Genomic DNA, 16,015 nt, shown 5'->3' with positions numbered 1-16,015 from the left:
TTTTCATATGGGAATCTAGTAATAAATAAGAGAGCATGATCTCAACACTTCACTTTGCAAAAATATCTTTGTATAATACCACACATAGAAGGAAATTACAAATATTTTCGGAAGTAGATGAAGTGGTTTCGATGATGGACCCGTGGTACAATTTGGATGTTGAACGAAGAACTTACGAACGCGGAGAAAGGTTGCTGAATGCATATGAACGAAAGGTTGAATCAGTTAAACGCACTTCTTGAAAAGCAGGGACTGGACGTTGCTTTTATTACACTGCCTAAGCTAATTTATTATTTTACGGGATTTTACTCGGATCCGCATGAACGCTTTATGGCGCTTGTTTGCGTTAAAGGGGAAGAGCCCTTCCTCTTTGTGCCGGTACTGGATCATGAGAAAGCAGCTAGAGTTTCAAGTATCAATAACATTTATTCCCACAAAGATGAAGAAGACCCGTACGCAACGTTGAAACCATACTTGGGAGGCAGAATTTCACGGATCGGGATCCAAGAAGAGCATTTGAATGTTAAGCGCTATCATGCTCTGATGGAGATGACGGGGGCGGAACAAGCGGTGGATTTAGGGCCGGGTCTTGTATCGATTCGCGTTGTGAAAAGTAAGGAAGAAGTGGCCGTCATGAAGCGCGCGATTCACTGCATTGAGGAAGTGATCCGAACGACCTTACCGCTGGTAAAAGCAGGTGTAACGGAGCTAGATATCGTTGCGGAAATGGAATACCGCATGAAACGATTGGGAGCCGAGGGGCCTTCGTTCGAGACGATGGTATTAGCCGGAGAGAAATCGGGTCTACCTCATGGCGTGCCGGGCAACAGTCCAATTCGCGAAGGCGAGCTGCTGCTCATCGACGCGGGGGTATTTGTTGATGGCTATGCGTCCGACATCACCCGGACGTTTGCCGTTGGCGAGATCAGCGCCAAGCACAAAGAAATCTACGAAACGGTGTTACAAGCGAATTTGAGCATGATCGAGGCCGGACGTCCCGGTGCGGCTATCGGCAGTCTGGATGCAGCGGCACGCCAAGTGATTGCGAGTAAAGGCTACGGCGAGTACTTCATTACCCGTGCAGGACATGGGCTGGGTCTTGAAATCCACGAATATCCGTCCATCTATAGCGGCAATCCGGATTTACTGCGTACAGGCATGGTTTATACGGCTGAGCCTGGCATATATATATCAGGCCTTGGCGGCGTTCGAATAGAGGATAACGTGCTAGTGACAGATGATGGGGTAGAAGTGTTAACGAGCTTTCCGAAAGAACTGACGGTCATCGGATAAGAATTTTGCTAGCAAGGTAGGTGGCACAATGAGAGTGCATGAGTTTGTGATACACGCGGACATAGAGCGGAGCGACCTTATCGACATCTCCAGTAAATCTTCCCATTTCATATCCGATATTTTGATTGAATACCCGCATAACCAAGTACAGCATGTCGTTGATGTGAAAAGTCTTCTGGGCATGCTCCTTGTCCCGATAAAGGCGGGAACGTCGATACGTCTGGTTACGAAAGGGAAGGATGAAGAGGAAGCGATGCATGGCATGTTCAACTTATTTGAATCTTATCGATAGCTGAAAAGGGGGCAGAGCCGGCGATCATGCCGGCAAGGCTCCTTTTATATTTCACTTGGATGATGAGGTGAGCAGTTCTACGAATCGCTGTGCAGCTTTCGATAAATAATGTTGTTTCAGCCAGATTAGCGCCGAAGATGCCGCAGCTTCCGAATCCTCAAGGGGGAAAGCTTGAACCCGATATCCGCGGTGTTTCTTGAGTACGGTCTCCGGAACGATGGTACTACCGAATCCCGATGAGACGAGCTCCATCAGAATGGAAATGTCGGAACATTCCCCAATAATTTGGGGACTTAGATTCCTGATTCGGAATTCTTCCAATATTAAATGGAAAATGCCCAAGCCGTCTGTGCTAGGCAAAATAAGGGGATACAGCTCTATTTGCTCTAGTGTGATTCGCTTCGTATCTTGCGTCTGCGGTTCGGATGTCACGAAGTAAAAGGGCTCCTTTTGCAATTGCAGGACGGCGAAATCGTCAAGCAGCAGCGGCAACCGGATGATAGCCAGCTCAATGACTTTTTCTTTAACCAGTTTGGCGAGCTGGGCGGACTCGTTTTGCTGGATTTTATAAGTAATATGCGGATACGCTTCCCGGAATGTTCGCAGCAATTTAGGCAGCGGGTAATACGAGATAGTATTAATCCCGATCGATAACTTGCCGCGGACGCCGCTGCCGATCTGCGTAACCTCCGTTTGCGCCTCCTCCATATCCTTCGTGATCTTAACGGCATAGTGGTATAAGGTCGTGCCGGCTTCGGTCAACTGCAAGTAACGTCCTCTTTTTTCAAACAGCTTGACCCCCAAATCCTGTTCCAGCAATTTTAACTGCTGGCTTAGCGGAGGCTGCGCCATGTGCAGCTTTTTAGCTGCTGCTGTAATCTGTTTTTCCTCGGCGATGGCGATAAAATAGCGGAGTTGTTTGATATCCAACGTACTCATTGCTCCTTTGATATATGAAAATCGTATGGGAAAGATACAAAATATATATTATTCCTATGCTGAATCCCATGTTATCATATTTTTGCACAATGCGTTTGGTCAATCGCACAAAACAGCTGGGTTGCGTAAAGGAAGGACGGATGGATTCATGGATCAATTAAAGGTTGTGAGTGATGATTTATGTTAACTAAAATATCGCCGAAAATAGGGCTCGCCGGCGTGCAGTGGTTGTTTTTCATGTTTACGAACACGATTGTCGTACCGCTTTCAATAGGACACGCGTTTCAATTAGCCCCGGAAGAGATCGCGGCTTCTTTGCAGCGTTCTTTCATTTTGACCGGCGTACTTTGTATTCTTCAAGCCTTGTGGGGCCATCGGTATGCGGTGATGGATGGGCCTGCAGGGATCTGGTGGGGACTCGTGCTGAACCTTTGCGCATCGGCACAATCGGTAGGAATGAGCTTAACGGAAGTGGGCGGGGGACTCGCGAGCGGGTTTTTGCTAGCCGGTTTGACCATGATCATACTCGGCAGTCTTGGCTTTCACGTTGTGCTGAAGAAAATATTCACGCCGATCGTAATGGGTGTTTCTTTATTTCTGCTGACCATTCAGTTGGTCATGAATTTCTTCAAAGGCATGCTCGGGATGAATAGCCAAGGTGTGATGGATTTAAAGATCACGGCTTTATCTATTGTTATCGCCTTGTTCGTAGCGATCATTCACCTGAAAGGCTCGCGCGTTGTCAGCAGCTATTCGATTTTAATCGGCATTGTTGCCGGGTGGATCGCCTTTGAAATTTTATTTCCGAGCACGCATCAAGCGCAGCAGCAAGCCGGTTCTTTTTTTGCGTTATTTCCTTGGGGAAAACCGAATATGCAAATTGGTATCATCATTACGGCGTTTATCGTGGGATTAATCAACATGACGAACACCATCACTTGTTTATCTACCGTGGAAAAATTGTACCAGACCAAAACTTCGGATGCACAGTATAAGCGTTCCTACGTATTGACCGGCGTATTTACGGTGTTCTCGTCTTGTTTCGGGCTGCTGCCTTTCGGTCTGTTTACCTCTTCGGTGGGATTACTCGAAAGCACGAAAATACTGGAACGTAAGGCGCTAATTATAGGCGGTGCGCTCTTCGCATCTTTAGGCCTTATTCCGGCATTGAGCGGACTATTTTCATCCCTGCCCGCGAGTGTCGGAAATGCCGTGCTGTTCGTCGCTTATTTGCAAATGTTCGGCACTTCGCTCCGGACGATTCAAGGCATACCGTTCAATTCCAAAACGATATACCGGATCGCAATGCCTGTTCTGCTTGGGGTTAGTATCATGAACATTCCCCCGCAAGCTTACTCGCTGCTCCCACTTTATATTCGACCGCTAGTGAGCAACGGGCTGGCGATGGGGGTTCTTCTATCCGTGTTGCTGGAGTCCGTGGTGAACTGGTCCAAATATGAGCTGCCCGCGGCGCCTCATCCGATCCCGGTTTCTCAAGAAAGAATGCATGAGCAGGTATCAGCACGTTGATTAACTTGGCGCGTTTTTCCTGAACTGAGAAGGAGTCGTACCTTTATACTGCTTGAATAACTTGGTAAAATAGTTCGGATTGCCGCAGCCGATACGATCGGCAATTTCCGTTACGGTCCAATCCGTTTCCATAAGAAGACGCTCGGCAGCACGCACTCGAATGAGATTCACGTATTCGATGAATGTGCTGCCGGTCGTCTTTTTGAACGTTTTGCAGAAGTGAAATACGTTCAGATTCACCTGCTTAGCAGCTTGTTCCACGGTCATTGGATCATGGAACTGTGTCTCTATATCCAGCAGTAGTTGCTTGAATCTTGCGCGATTTCTAAGGAGTGCAGGCGATGTCGCTTCTGGGCTTGAAATAGGCATGTATGCACGCGAAAGAAGCGTAATTAACATATAAAGCGAGCTTCTGATGACAAGCTCGTAACCGTTCATTTTAAGATCGAATTCTTGGGTAATTTGCTGTAGAAGGGTGCTAAAAGTAAGAGTCCGGTCATTGTCTCGAGCCAGTTTGACCGGGAAAGTTACATGACCATTTAAGAAGGGCTCAACCCATATCGCGTGTGCGGGATCCGGCATCACTAGACTTCGAAGCAGAGATCGATTGAAGACGATCGAATCGTATTCAACATCATGCCCGCTTGAGCTATAGCCCGTATGAAGGCTGCCCGAATGGACGATGAGGATGTCGCCCGCTTCGGCTTCATAGGGCTTCCCATCAATATGGAATACAGCTTGACCGGCTTTCATAACGATGATTTCGAAATGTTCATGCCAGTGCATGAATAAGATCATTGTGCCTTTCTGTACCGATTTGGCCTGATTATGAAAGATGTTAATCGGATAGTTGCTGTCGTTTAATCGGGTGTCCTCCCAAAGCTCCTGAGGGTAGGCCATTGTTCGTCCTCCAGACACAAGATTGAGCTAAAAAAACACAAGATTGGATAGAGAAGATCGTGAAATTAAGGTTTAGAATGGGGTTATTACGATAACTATAACCAATTTTGGAATGATGAACAATACGGAATGACACAATGATCGCTGGAGGAGTGTTGACCAATGAGCATGTATCGGGTCGTTGTCGCCGGCTGCGGCGGGATGGCGAATGTATGGGTGAAAGATGTGCTGGAGCGCGAATATGCGGAGATTGTCGCACTGGTAGATATTCAAGAAAAGTTCGCTCAGGCAATGGCTGAACGCCATGGATTGACATGTGCGGTATATACCGATGTGACGCGGGCGATTGAAGAGACCGGCGCGAATCTGGTGCTGGACATCACTGTTCCGTCCAGCCATTACCAGGTCTGTACGACATCGCTCCGGCACGGCTGCGATGTCTTCGGCGAAAAGCCGATGGCCGCCACGATGGCGGAAGCTCGCGAGATCGTGGCCATAGCCGAGCAGACGGGGAGGTCGCTCTCCGTCATGCAAAACCGCCGCTACGACGCGAATATCCGCGCGCTGCGGGAGCTAATTGACGCGGGCACGATTGGCCGCGTCGGGTATGTGGGCGCCGATTTCTTCCTGGCGCCGCATTTTGGCGGCTTTCGCGATGCGATGGGAAGCCCGCTGATTCTGGACATGGCGATCCACACGTTCGATCAGGCTCGCCTGATTACTGGGGCAGACCCCGTTACGGTGTACTGCCACGAATTTAACCCGCCCGGCTCCTGGTACGCCGGAAACGCTTCGGCCATCTGCATCTACGAGATGTCAGATGGCTCTGTGTTCTGCTACCGCGGCTCTTGGTGCGCGGAAGGAGCGCCGACCACCTGGGAGGCCGCCTGGCGCGTGACTGGCGAGCTCGGCACGGCCATTTGGGACGGGCTCGGCGCGCCGTACGCCGAGATCGTGGCGCCCGGCGACCAAGCCGGTAAGTTCGTCCGCGACCACCAGCGGGTGGAGGCGGACGTTCGTTGGCCGGGCCGAGGCGGACACGCAGGCTGCCTCGACGAGATGTTCGCCGCGCTGCAGGAAGGGCGCCGGGCGGAGACGGACTGCCGCGACAATATCAAAAGCATGGCGATGGTGCTCGGCGCTCTGGAGAGCGCGAAGAGCGGGCAGAAGATCGATCTTGGCACGTACTGGCGTTAAGCAAAAAAAGCCCTAAGTGAAGAGGGCTTAGAAGAAACCTAACGATGTCCATGTCGTTAGGTTTTTTTACTTAGTTTAGAATGTTTAAATCCTTTACAGATAGAGCGTTAGGGATACCTTTGCTAAAAGTGCACACCTGTAGAGGTGTTTTTCATCGTTAAAGTAGGCAAGGGGAAATGAAATCGTATCTCTAACGATGTTTTGAATACTTAGAGACGAGAAAAAAAGTAGTTTTGTATGCTGAGCGATGCTGGAAAGATGATTATCATCGTAAAAGACATGGAGGCATGTTGGAATCGCGTCTCGAACGATATTTTTCATCTTTACAGACGAGAAGATGGAGGAATAACCCCTTGCAATTAAATAAGGGGGCTATGGCCAATCGGACTTTGTTAGTGACCGCCAGCATCTAGTTTTTCTCATTGCAGCTCGTCAAAATACCGGATGACAAAGTCCCGAAACTCAAGGGCTGCCTTCGATAGATAATGCTTGTCATTCCATGCCAATTGGAAAGTACGCCTACAGACAGGGTTATTAATCGGCAGTGAAACAAGTGACGTATCATCGCTATTGCAAGAACCAATGAACGCGATGCCAAGACCTGCACGGACTAGATTGGCTATTGCGCCAGGCTCATCGACCTCACAGACGACTTTCGGCGTGAAACCAGCTTTTTTGCAGAACTCATCATTCATCTTCTGGAATAAATAGCCTTCCTTATATCCAATGAAAGGATCATCAGCCACTTCGTTCAAGGAGACGCTTAGCCGATTGGCCAAGCGGTGCCCAGGCGGAAGTGCCAATAAGACTTCCTCATTCAATACAGTCTGTTCGCTTATTCCCTGCCGTTGGATCGGCAAAGCGGTGAAGCCGAAGTCGACGCTCCCATTCTCAATCAAATTGGCAATTTCATCCATGGAAGCTTGGGAAATCTTAAAGTTTACCTCCGGATATTGGGCAAGAAACAGCCCCAATGGTTCCGAAAGACGGTTCAAAGTAGATGTCGCAAGAGAAATGCTCCCATTCTTCATTCCTGCAAGATCGCTGACTTGTCTGCGGCCTTCTTCGAGAGCTGTTAAGGCTGTTTCGGTTTTCTCCAGAAAAGCTTTTCCAAACGTGTTGAGCCGGATTTGTCTGCCTTGACGGTCGAAGAGCGGTACGCCCAAATTTTCTTCTAATCTGGCAATTGTTTTGCTGAGCGCCGGCTGGGCAATGCGCAGCTCTTGGGCAGCTTTGGTCATATGTTCGAGTCTGGCGACTGTACGAAAATATTGAAGTTGAAGCAGTTCCATCCTCATTATTCCTCCATTCATATACTGGAAGGCATGAATTATATTGAATAAGATATATTTTTATTTATATAAAATTCATTATAAACTAAATCTGTGCATGAGAACAATCAAACTCCCGGGAAAAAGATTGCAAGGAACAGAAGGATTCAACAGATAGAGGGTGGGGATAAGAGAATGGAAACCGGAGTTCAACATGGAGAAAAAATAATTCGCATTCTTGCTTTTACGCTAGTCATATCCGTTATGAGCGCAACCATGTTCAATATTGTATTGCCACAGATCAGTGCGGAGTTTCATCTTTCTTTCGCGCAAGTTAGCTGGGTCTCGTCAGCCTTTTTGCTGATCTATGCGATCGGAACCGTTATCTACGGGAAGCTGGCCGACATCTACAAACTCAAAAATTTGCTTACATTCGGTCTCATATTTTTTGCATTCGGTTCTATGATCGGGCTAGCCGCTCAAGAATATTGGATGGTTCTCCTGGGACGAATTTTACAAGCGGTGGGGGCTGCGGTTATTCCGGCAACGGCTGGAATCATTCCCGTACGCTTTTTTCCACCGGAAAGCAGAGGACGCGCATTGGGGATATCAATGAGCGGTTTAGCGATCGGCAGCGCGATTGGACCGGTTGTTGCCGCTTTAGTGGTCAGTGTCGTGCATTGGAGATGGCTGTTTTGCATGCCGCTCTTTACGTTGTTCGCTTTGCCATATTACCGCAAATATTTGGACGATGAACACGGGAAGTCAGCCAAGATCGATTGGATTGGCGGCGGGCTGCTTGCTGGAACGGTGGCTTTACTGCTTCTAGCTATCACGTATGAGACGTGGGAACTGGCCGTCAGCTTTCTGGTCATGGCCGTATTTTTTGTAATTCATATTCGGACATCAGCGGAACCCTTTATTCGGCCTAATCTGTTCAAAAACAAAAGTTACTCGTTAGGACTGATGATTGCGTTTCTCGTAACCGCCATTGGTTACTCGCTTCCTTTTCTAAGCCCGCAGTTGTTGTCACAAGTTAATCATTTGGCTCCAGGGCTCGTTGGGTTTACGATGGTTCCTGCGGCGATCACTTCGGCCATTCTGAGTCGAAAAGCCGGAAAGTTAGCGGATGCAAAAGGGAACCCGTTTCTATTTTATACAGCATCCGTGCTGCTGCTCGCATGTTTTCTATTGTTCTCCAGCTTTGCAGGGGCTTCGCCAGTTTTCATCGGCATTTTCCTCATCCTCGGTAATGTGGGGCAAACATTCATCTATATTTCTCTGTCCAATGCCATTTCACAGACACTGCCCAAAGAACAGATCGGGGTGGGAATGGGACTCATGGCCATGCTGAACTTTATCGCCGGGGCCGTCTCCGCCAGTGTATTCAGCAAGATGGTAGACCAAGGCTCGGTTTCCAAGTGGAATCCGGTAAATTTACATCCAGAAGCGTTTGTATTCAGCAATATATATTTTGTTATTGTGATATTGTATTTGTGTATTTTATTGCTGTATCATTTTCAATTCGGCAGAGCCGATAGGAAGCCCCGAAAAATGGAAGCCAGTTGAAAAAAGAAGGGGCCTCGCTGAGGTCCCTTTTCTCGATTGTTTTATGTCAATTACAGGGTCAAACCGCCATCTGCCGCAACGATGGAACCTGTCATGTAGCTGGCAGCCGGCGAAGCCAAGAATGCGACGACTTCCGCTAATTCCGCAGGTTCGGCATAACGCCCAATTCTCATGTTCGGAAGTTCTTCAGGCACATAGCCTGTTTTGGCAAACATATCAAGAACGGAAGCGGTTAGTGCTGTCGCTACACCGCCAGGGCAGATCGCGTTGACGCGGATGCCTTTTTTCACGTATTCGAGTGCAGCCGATTTCGTAAGACCGATTACAGCGTGCTTGCTGGCGGAATAAACGGCCAAGCTATGTTCGCTGCGAAGTCCTGCCGTTGATGCCGTATTAATAATGACTCCGCTGCCTTGCGACTCCATCACTTGCAGCACATACTTCAGCCCCAGGAATACGCCTTTCACATTCACTGCCATAATGCGGTCAAATTCGGATTCTTCGATACCTGTTAACGGAGCGAAGGTTTGCAAGACTCCGGCATTATTGAAAAAGACGTCGATGCGACCGTAAGCTTCAACTGCTTTATTCACGTAGTTTTGCACATCTGCTTGTATGGAGACATTCGCTTGCACAAAAATACCTTCGCCGCCGGCCTGTTGAATGAGTTGGAGGGTTTCTTCCCCGGTTTGTTGATTGAAATCGACAACGACGATTTTGGTGCCGTTCGCAACTGCTGGATCTGTTTATCTCCTACACGCAAGAGGCGCATAGCCAGAATACGAAGCTGTTGGAAGCTTTCGAAAGCTACCAATCCCTAACGGTTGAACCCTTAGAGGATATTCAAGTCTATGAAAAGGCGTCTCGAAAAATTATTGCGATTTATAAGCGTATCTTCGAACAAGGCGTTTATGACGGATCCATTCGTTCCGGTATTTCGGTTCAAGAGATCCTGTCGGCGATAGCGAATAATTTTGGCACTTATGCCAAGAAGCTGTCCGCACAGCGCAATGTGCTCTTGCCGCAAATGGAGATGGAGCCAGAGCGTCAGCTGCGAATTCTTAAACAGATCTTTCTTCAATATCTACAGGCTTAGCATGGGATGACAAGCAAGAATAGAAGCAAAAAAAGAGGAATCAAGGCCCATTCAGCCTTAATCCCTCTTTTTCTTTTAGTGAATATCCTTTTTCTTAAAGCGTCCGCCTTTTACATCATGAATGTTGCCGATGGCGAGAAAGGCTCTCGGATCGAGTTCATCGACGATGGACTTCAGCTTCGCTTCTTCCAGGCGCGTAATGACGCTGAAAATGACTTTTTTGTCATCCCCGGTAAAAGCACCTTCTCCCATGAGGTAAGTGACTCCGCGGCCTAGCCGATGTGTGATGGCGTCTCCAATCCGTACCGATTCATCACTAATGATCCATACCGATTTGGACTGGTCCAGCCCCTCGATCGTAATATCGATCATCTTGAAAGCAATATAATAGGCAATGAGGGAATACATGGCATGATCCCAACCGAATACGAAACCGGCGCTGCCAAGGATAAAAAGATTAAAGAACATGACGATTTCGCCGACGGAGAACGGTGTCTTTTTACTAACTAAAATGGCTACAATTTCAGTTCCGTCCAGCGAGCCGCCTGAGCGGATGACCAGACCGACGCCGATCCCTAAGATGATGCCGCCAAACACAGCCGCGAGCAGCGGATCGATGGTAATCGCTTGAACGGGATGAAGCAGTGAGCTTCCAATCGACATAATGATGACGGAGAAAAGCGTTGAGATCGCGAACGTTTTGCCAATTTGTTTATAACCAAGCAGTAAAAACGGCAAGTTGAGCAGGACTAGAAACACGCCCAAAGGCAGGTGGGTCAAATGCGAAATAATGATGGATATACCGACAACGCCGCCGTCAATAATATTGTTAGGAACGAGAAAAATTTCCAATCCAACCGAGAACAGGGCGGATCCGATCAACATGAACAAAATTCTTCTTAAAAATTTAGATCTTTTTAACTTTTGATGCTGGGATTGTATTTGTTTCGCTTGCGTTGTTGCGTTCGACATCGAAGGTTCCCTCTTTCCACAATTCATTCATTTGATTAATTCAACATGGATGAATGAATGAGGCCTACGTACAATGAGGTGAATTTGCGAAAAGCAAGCAGAGTTCCTTTCAATAATTCCCGAACATCTGAATCGAGAAAAAGGATGAAGACGACAAATACCGTAATGAAATATTCTTTATGAAAATCGTCGTACCAGTGTATGTTGTTTTCATTTGTGAATATTGTTTCTTTACTAGGCAAGGTTTCTTGATGGCTTAAGACCTGTGTCGTGTTCGATTCGACTAATATTTCAACATCCGCAGGAAAGTGCTGAGATATAGGCGGCGTTAACGGAAAAACAAACAAACCGAGCGTAATCCAAATCCATAACATCCAAACGTGTCTTCGCGTAAAATGAGGCAGCACAACCTCCTCCATTCACGGTTTGAAACCAAATTTGTTTGAATTGTAGCACTTCAAACCTATGGAGTCAAACCGCGATAACCGATGTCGAATTACCGATTTATTTTGTAAGATATTGATATGGACAAAACCGGGAAGATATAGTAAAACAAAGCCAATAGGATCGATCATCTTGAGGGGAGCTTTACCATATGCGGGTTTACCTGCAAAAACATAAATGGATGACATATCTGATTCCCTGCATCATTTCTTTCAGCTTGTTTGTAGGTCTTTGTCGAATGATGACGGTTGAAGGCGCCGATAACAATCCGCGCTTTGTGATGATACGCCTAGAGGATATCGGCCCCGGCGGCTATTATGGTTCCTCGGAAGGATTAGGGAAATTAAGGGCGGTATTCGAGTTTTTGCATGATCGTCATGTCCGTTTCAGCATGGCTGTCGTTCCGAGATGGATCAATATATCTTCCGACGGAATACGTTATGATCGATCTTTGGATCAGATGGGTGATTCGTATGTACAATCCTTTAACATGCTGCTTCATCAGGCTGTGGGTGCAGGAGCAACGTTAGGGATGCATGGGTATACACACCAGGTTGGCGATGTTATTCGTGAAGATGGGCACCATGCCTCAGGCATTGGCAATGAATTCAACATTCCTGGCATGGATGAAACAGCTACGGCTTTATTTGCCGATCAACGCGTGAACGAAGGTATTCGCATTTTTCATCAGGCCGGATTTCTTCCACATTTCTGGGAGGCTCCGCATTATCATACGAATCCTGGACAGGATCATGTATTTCAATCCTATTTTGGTCTTATGTATCAGCCGCAAATTGCGCTTAACCCCAATCCTGCCGCTGCCCAGTACAATAATGATCTGAACAAGGGATATGGCGCGCCTAGTTTAGGAGCGGTTTATGTGCCAACACCGCTAACCTATATTCCAGGCAACAGAGATGAGAAGGTCATCTTGAACCAAATCGGGAAGACCAATCGGGTGAATTCGTTTTTTTACCATCCTTTTCTGGAATTTAGCCATTTGACGCCGGTTGTCGACCGTTCAGGAAATACCGTGATCCGGGACGGCTTGCCCGAGTACCAATATGCAGAGGGGAATAAAAGTAACCTGCAGAAGCTTATTGCTCAAATCGAAGCAAAAGGATACGCCTTCTATAATATACATGACTACGTTCCATTTACCCCGGCGCACCGTGTCAAGGTAGGCAATGATAAAGATCCAAATGTGCAAATCGGTGATGTGACCGGCCGCGGGGAAGCAGATCTCGTGACGTGGGAGAAGAAAACGGGCAATGTTTCCGTCATTGAAGGGCATTTTAAAGAGCTGCGAAACGAGTCCCAGCCTGCACCGAAAGTTTGGACGACAATGAACAAGGCCGACGGTGCCGCTTTTACGCTTAATAATACGAATGGTGACGGAAAAAAAGGGCTTTGGGTCGTTCAACCGACCGGTAAGCTGGAAAGTTACTTTTCGAACGGGAGCCGCTTTGTTTTGAATCACAGGTGGACGATTCCCGCGAATCGGTGGTTGGATGTGTTTGAACTTCGACAGCCTGGCGGGGATTGCGTACTTGCCGGCCAATCGCAGGATCGGACACAGCTGCTGGGCATTTATTTGCACAATGGCGTTGCCAAAGCCATCAAGCCGTATACTTTCAAATCCGATGCAGCCAGAGAGTTGATCGTTAGAGATTTGAAAAAAGAAGGCAGACAGAGCTTGTTCCTTTCAAAAACGGATTCGTCCCAAGGGGTGCAGCTCGATTGGGATCGGGATGGACTGCAATGGAAAGTGAAGAAAGTCGCATTCAATATTCCGGCTGAACTCGGTGACATCCGGTTTGGAGATTTTAACGGAGATGGCAAAGAAGACATTTTGCGGTGGGACGCCAAAAATCTTACCTCTCGGGTCTATCATCAAACCGGGGAAAATGAATATAAACTGCTTTCTGTCTTTGGTCCATGGGGGCAAGCGAACAGCCGGTTGGTTGTTGCTGATTTTGACGGAAACGGGGAACAGGATATAGCTTTGATTGGCAAAGAGGATGCGAACATGGATATTGCGCTATCGTATCAGAGTAGGGATGAGTAGCTTATATATTCCATGCGAAAAAAAGTAGACCATCGGAATTTCTTTACCTCCAAGGTCTACTTTTTCCTTTGAGTCTGTACCTGCGAGTTGATCTAAATTTGTTGCGGATTTGAACCTGGAGCCAGAAGCGTTAAAATTAATTGTAATAGAACAGTGTTTTTGATGCCTTGAAAATAATCTTCGGGATCGAAAAAAGAGGTAGGAAGTCATGAAAATCGAGCGCTTGGATCATTTCGTGCTAACTGTAAAAAATATCGATCATACGATCGATTTCTACAAAACCGTTCTCTATATGGAAGTTGTTGAATTCGGGAACGGTCGAAAAGCGCTGCTTTTTGGCGAGCAGAAAATTAATTTGCACGAAGCGGGAAAGGAGTTCGAACCAAAGGCTAAGACTCCGGTACCCGGCTCGGCTGATTATTGTCTCATTACACAAACTCCGATTGAAGAGGTCATTCAGCATTTGAACGCATTAAATGTACATATCGAGGAAGGTCCTGTTAGGAGAACCGGGGCATTAGGGCTGATTCAATCCGTATATATCCGAGACCCCGATATGAATCTGATTGAAATTTCTAATTATTTAACGGACTAAACATCAAGGAGGCAAGTTTTTTGAAAACACCTATTTTATACGGTTCTGTTCATTTATTATTTTACAGGGATAACGAAGTATTGCTGTTGAAAAGGAAAAATACCGGATTCGAAGACGGTAAATGGAGCGTTGTCGCTGGAAGAATGGATGGCGGGGAAGAGGTAAAAGCCGCTGCAATTCGCGAAGCAAAGGAAGAGTCCGGAGTGGACATCAAGCCTGATGATCTCGAGGTGGTCGGGATTATTCACCGGAAGAATACGAATTCGGAGTGGGTCGACTTTTTTTTGAACGTACATGCTTGGGAAGGTCAGATTATCAATATGGAGCCCGAGAAGTGCGAGGAATTGAGTTGGTTTAACGTGAACGAACTGCCTGAGAACATGATTTCTTACATTAGAATGGCTGTTTTGAAGGAACGCAACAACGGAGTCTGGTTTGAAAGTATGGGCTGGTAGACATGAATCCTAAACAATTGGCTGGTGAAAAGGCTGTTGAATTCCTCAAAGACGGCATGATCGTCGGATTAGGCACGGGTTCAACTTCGTACTGGGCGATTCAGCGGATCGCTCAAAAGGTAAAGGAAGGTTTGGCCGTTCAGGCGGTGGCAAGCTCCAGAAATTCTGAAGAAATGGCACAGCAATTGGGGATTCCGATGATCGCTTTTGATGACTTGGCGTTCATTGATATTACCATCGACGGAGCTGATGAGGTTGACCGAAACGGTAACTTAATCAAAGGCGGGGGAGGGGCCTTGCTTCGGGAAAAGATTCTGGCGGCGAATAGCAAACAGTTTATTGTCATCGTCGACGAATCCAAAGAAGTCGAGCATCTCGGCCATTTTCCTTTGCCTGTTGAAATCGTTCCTTTTGCTGCAACATTGACCATTAATCAGCTTAAAAAATTGAAGTGCCGCCCTAAAATTCGCGTCAAAGACGGAAAAGAATTTATAACCGATAACGGGAATCTCATCGTCGACTGCACGTTTGAACGCATCTTAAATCCCGAGAAGCTCTCGAAAGAAATTAATACGATTCCAGGCGTTGTTGAGAACGGATTATTTGCACAGATGGCAAACAAAATTGTGATAGGCTATAACAATGGGGCGATCAAGGTGAAGGACATGTAGACACTTTTTCACAAATAGGCATGAACCTAGTTGACTTTCAAGGCATATCTTAGATTGTTGAGTCCGTTGTAATTAAGGAGGAGCAGATATGCATTGGTGGTCAATTATAGGGATAGGCATTGCATCGAATTTAGATAATTTAGGCATAGGGGTCGCCTATGGTTCTCGAGCAACCCGAATTCCGATAGGCTCAAATTTGATGATTGCGGCGCTATCCATGATCTGTGCGTACTTGTCAATGACACTGGGGGAGTTAGTGTCTTCCTTCATTCCTCCTCATATTGCCAATGATATCGGTGGTGTCATGATTATTGCTATAGGCGTTTGGGGAATGAAATCGGAAATCGGAACCAAAGGAAGTCGTTCCTTACTAGCGAATCCGAGCGAAGCTGATGTTGACAGGAACAATGTGATTTCAATTCGTGAATCTTTTGCATTGGGCATGGCGCTGGCTCTTAATTGTATAGCCAGCGGATTCGGCGCCGGTATCAGCGGGATTTCGCCATGGGCGGCTGCATTGTCGGTAGGTTTCTTTTCCATCGTTACGATTGGCCTTGGTGTGAAAGTAGGCGCTCGAATTGCCAAGACCTGGTTCGGTAAGTTTTCAAATGCCATTGGCGGTATGCTGCTGATCGCCATCGGAGTTTATGAATTGTTCGTATAAAACGAATAAGAGACAGCCAATTATCCATGGTTGTCTCTTGTTTATTTTATGACTATATT

16 protein-coding genes and 1 pseudogene are annotated in these 16,015 nt (G+C 47.0%); 11 read left to right on the top strand and 6 right to left on the bottom strand.

The window, feature by feature from the left end; all coding sequences use genetic code 11:
- Positions 1-204 precede the first annotated feature (204 nt).
- Complete coding sequence (locus tag ACFQZT_RS23065) at positions 205-1,293, top strand: M24 family metallopeptidase (protein ID WP_379303539.1); 1,089 nt, start codon at positions 205-207, stop codon at positions 1,291-1,293.
- 28 nt (positions 1,294-1,321) lie between these two features.
- Positions 1,322-1,585, top strand: a complete 264-nt coding sequence (locus tag ACFQZT_RS23060) for an HPr family phosphocarrier protein (protein ID WP_379303537.1) — start codon at positions 1,322-1,324, stop codon at positions 1,583-1,585.
- Positions 1,586-1,636: 51 nt separating this feature from the next.
- Here ACFQZT_RS23060 and ACFQZT_RS23055 read toward each other — a convergent pair whose 3' ends face one another.
- Positions 1,637-2,515: a LysR family transcriptional regulator gene (locus ACFQZT_RS23055; protein WP_379303535.1), complete on the bottom strand. Its 879-nt coding sequence runs from the start codon at positions 2,513-2,515 to the stop codon at positions 1,637-1,639.
- 189 nt (positions 2,516-2,704) lie between these two features.
- On the opposite strand from ACFQZT_RS23055, the gene ACFQZT_RS23050 reads away from it, so the two are divergent.
- Positions 2,705-4,054, top strand: a complete 1,350-nt coding sequence (locus ACFQZT_RS23050; RefSeq protein ID WP_379303533.1) for a uracil/xanthine transporter — start codon at positions 2,705-2,707, stop codon at positions 4,052-4,054.
- Here the strand turns inward: ACFQZT_RS23050 and ACFQZT_RS23045 are convergent, their stop codons facing one another.
- The gene (locus ACFQZT_RS23045; RefSeq protein ID WP_379303531.1) at positions 4,055-4,954 is read right to left on the bottom strand and encodes a helix-turn-helix domain-containing protein; all 900 of its coding nucleotides are present in this window, start codon (positions 4,952-4,954) and stop codon (positions 4,055-4,057) included.
- Between the two features lie 162 nt (positions 4,955-5,116).
- On the opposite strand from ACFQZT_RS23045, the gene ACFQZT_RS23040 reads away from it, so the two are divergent.
- Complete coding sequence (locus ACFQZT_RS23040) at positions 5,117-6,151, top strand: Gfo/Idh/MocA family protein (RefSeq protein WP_379303529.1); 1,035 nt, start codon at positions 5,117-5,119, stop codon at positions 6,149-6,151.
- Between the two features lie 419 nt (positions 6,152-6,570).
- Here ACFQZT_RS23040 and ACFQZT_RS23035 read toward each other — a convergent pair whose 3' ends face one another.
- Positions 6,571-7,443, bottom strand: coding sequence for a LysR family transcriptional regulator (locus ACFQZT_RS23035; RefSeq protein WP_379303527.1), 873 nt, complete (start codon positions 7,441-7,443; stop codon positions 6,571-6,573).
- Between the two features lie 174 nt (positions 7,444-7,617).
- Between ACFQZT_RS23035 and ACFQZT_RS23030 the strand changes: the two genes are divergently transcribed.
- Positions 7,618-8,991, top strand: a complete 1,374-nt coding sequence (locus ACFQZT_RS23030; protein WP_379303525.1) for an MFS transporter — start codon at positions 7,618-7,620, stop codon at positions 8,989-8,991.
- 50 nt (positions 8,992-9,041) lie between these two features.
- On the opposite strand, the pseudogene ACFQZT_RS23025 reads toward ACFQZT_RS23030, so the two are convergent.
- Positions 9,042-9,722, bottom strand: a pseudogene (locus ACFQZT_RS23025) (SDR family NAD(P)-dependent oxidoreductase); the annotation flags it as partial.
- 59 nt (positions 9,723-9,781) lie between these two features.
- Here ACFQZT_RS23025 and ACFQZT_RS23020 point away from each other — a divergent pair.
- Positions 9,782-10,087 (top strand): hypothetical protein, encoded by a 306-nt coding sequence (locus tag ACFQZT_RS23020; RefSeq protein ID WP_379303523.1) that lies wholly within the window; start codon positions 9,782-9,784, stop codon positions 10,085-10,087.
- Between the two features lie 75 nt (positions 10,088-10,162).
- Here the strand turns inward: ACFQZT_RS23020 and ACFQZT_RS23015 are convergent, their stop codons facing one another.
- The gene (locus tag ACFQZT_RS23015) at positions 10,163-11,059 is read right to left on the bottom strand and encodes a YitT family protein (protein WP_379303521.1); all 897 of its coding nucleotides are present in this window, start codon (positions 11,057-11,059) and stop codon (positions 10,163-10,165) included.
- Between the two features lie 35 nt (positions 11,060-11,094).
- Entirely contained in the window at positions 11,095-11,466 is a 372-nt protein-coding gene (locus ACFQZT_RS23010) for a hypothetical protein (RefSeq protein ID WP_379303519.1), read from the bottom strand.
- Between the two features lie 188 nt (positions 11,467-11,654).
- On the opposite strand from ACFQZT_RS23010, the gene ACFQZT_RS23005 reads away from it, so the two are divergent.
- The 5 genes from ACFQZT_RS23005 to ACFQZT_RS22985 all read left to right on the top strand — a co-directional run bounded on the left by ACFQZT_RS23005 (position 11,655) and on the right by ACFQZT_RS22985 (position 15,956).
- On the top strand, positions 11,655-13,571 hold the full coding sequence (locus tag ACFQZT_RS23005; RefSeq protein WP_379303517.1) for a DUF2334 domain-containing protein: 1,917 nt from the start codon (positions 11,655-11,657) through the stop codon (positions 13,569-13,571).
- A gap of 208 nt (positions 13,572-13,779) precedes the next feature.
- Complete coding sequence (locus ACFQZT_RS23000; RefSeq protein ID WP_379303515.1) at positions 13,780-14,166, top strand: VOC family protein; 387 nt, start codon at positions 13,780-13,782, stop codon at positions 14,164-14,166.
- A 20-nt stretch (positions 14,167-14,186) separates the two neighbouring features.
- Positions 14,187-14,621, top strand: coding sequence for an NUDIX hydrolase (locus ACFQZT_RS22995; RefSeq protein ID WP_379303513.1), 435 nt, complete (start codon positions 14,187-14,189; stop codon positions 14,619-14,621).
- Between the two features lie 2 nt (positions 14,622-14,623).
- A complete protein-coding gene (rpiA, locus tag ACFQZT_RS22990; RefSeq protein WP_379303511.1) occupies positions 14,624-15,292 on the top strand; it encodes a ribose-5-phosphate isomerase RpiA in 669 nt (222 codons plus the stop codon).
- A gap of 88 nt (positions 15,293-15,380) precedes the next feature.
- On the top strand, positions 15,381-15,956 hold the full coding sequence (locus ACFQZT_RS22985; protein WP_379303509.1) for a manganese efflux pump: 576 nt from the start codon (positions 15,381-15,383) through the stop codon (positions 15,954-15,956).
- The last annotated feature ends 59 nt before the right edge of the window (positions 15,957-16,015 follow it).

This window comes from Paenibacillus sp. GCM10027628 (genome assembly GCF_042676385.1).
Classification (GTDB): Bacteria; Bacillota; Bacilli; order Paenibacillales; family NBRC-103111; genus Paenibacillus_E.
Note: the sequence above shows the minus strand (reverse complement) of the source record. Positions and strands in the feature narration are given on the sequence as shown.

Coding starts and splice junctions, on each gene's coding strand:
- ACFQZT_RS23065 (WP_379303539.1), top strand. CDS start 205: ATGAACGAAAGGTTGAATCAGTTAAACGCACTTCTTGAAAAGCAGGGA.
- ACFQZT_RS23060 (WP_379303537.1), top strand. CDS start 1,322: ATGAGAGTGCATGAGTTTGTGATACACGCGGACATAGAGCGGAGCGAC.
- ACFQZT_RS23050 (WP_379303533.1), top strand. CDS start 2,705: ATGTTAACTAAAATATCGCCGAAAATAGGGCTCGCCGGCGTGCAGTGG.
- ACFQZT_RS23045 (WP_379303531.1), bottom strand. CDS start 4,954: ATGGCCTACCCTCAGGAGCTTTGGGAGGACACCCGATTAAACGACAGC.
- ACFQZT_RS23040 (WP_379303529.1), top strand. CDS start 5,117: ATGAGCATGTATCGGGTCGTTGTCGCCGGCTGCGGCGGGATGGCGAAT.
- ACFQZT_RS23035 (WP_379303527.1), bottom strand. CDS start 7,443: ATGGAACTGCTTCAACTTCAATATTTTCGTACAGTCGCCAGACTCGAA.
- ACFQZT_RS23030 (WP_379303525.1), top strand. CDS start 7,618: ATGGAAACCGGAGTTCAACATGGAGAAAAAATAATTCGCATTCTTGCT.
- ACFQZT_RS23015 (WP_379303521.1), bottom strand. CDS start 11,059: ATGTCGAACGCAACAACGCAAGCGAAACAAATACAATCCCAGCATCAA.
- ACFQZT_RS23005 (WP_379303517.1), top strand. CDS start 11,655: ATGCGGGTTTACCTGCAAAAACATAAATGGATGACATATCTGATTCCC.
- ACFQZT_RS23000 (WP_379303515.1), top strand. CDS start 13,780: ATGAAAATCGAGCGCTTGGATCATTTCGTGCTAACTGTAAAAAATATC.
- rpiA (WP_379303511.1), top strand. CDS start 14,624: ATGAATCCTAAACAATTGGCTGGTGAAAAGGCTGTTGAATTCCTCAAA.
- ACFQZT_RS22985 (WP_379303509.1), top strand. CDS start 15,381: ATGCATTGGTGGTCAATTATAGGGATAGGCATTGCATCGAATTTAGAT.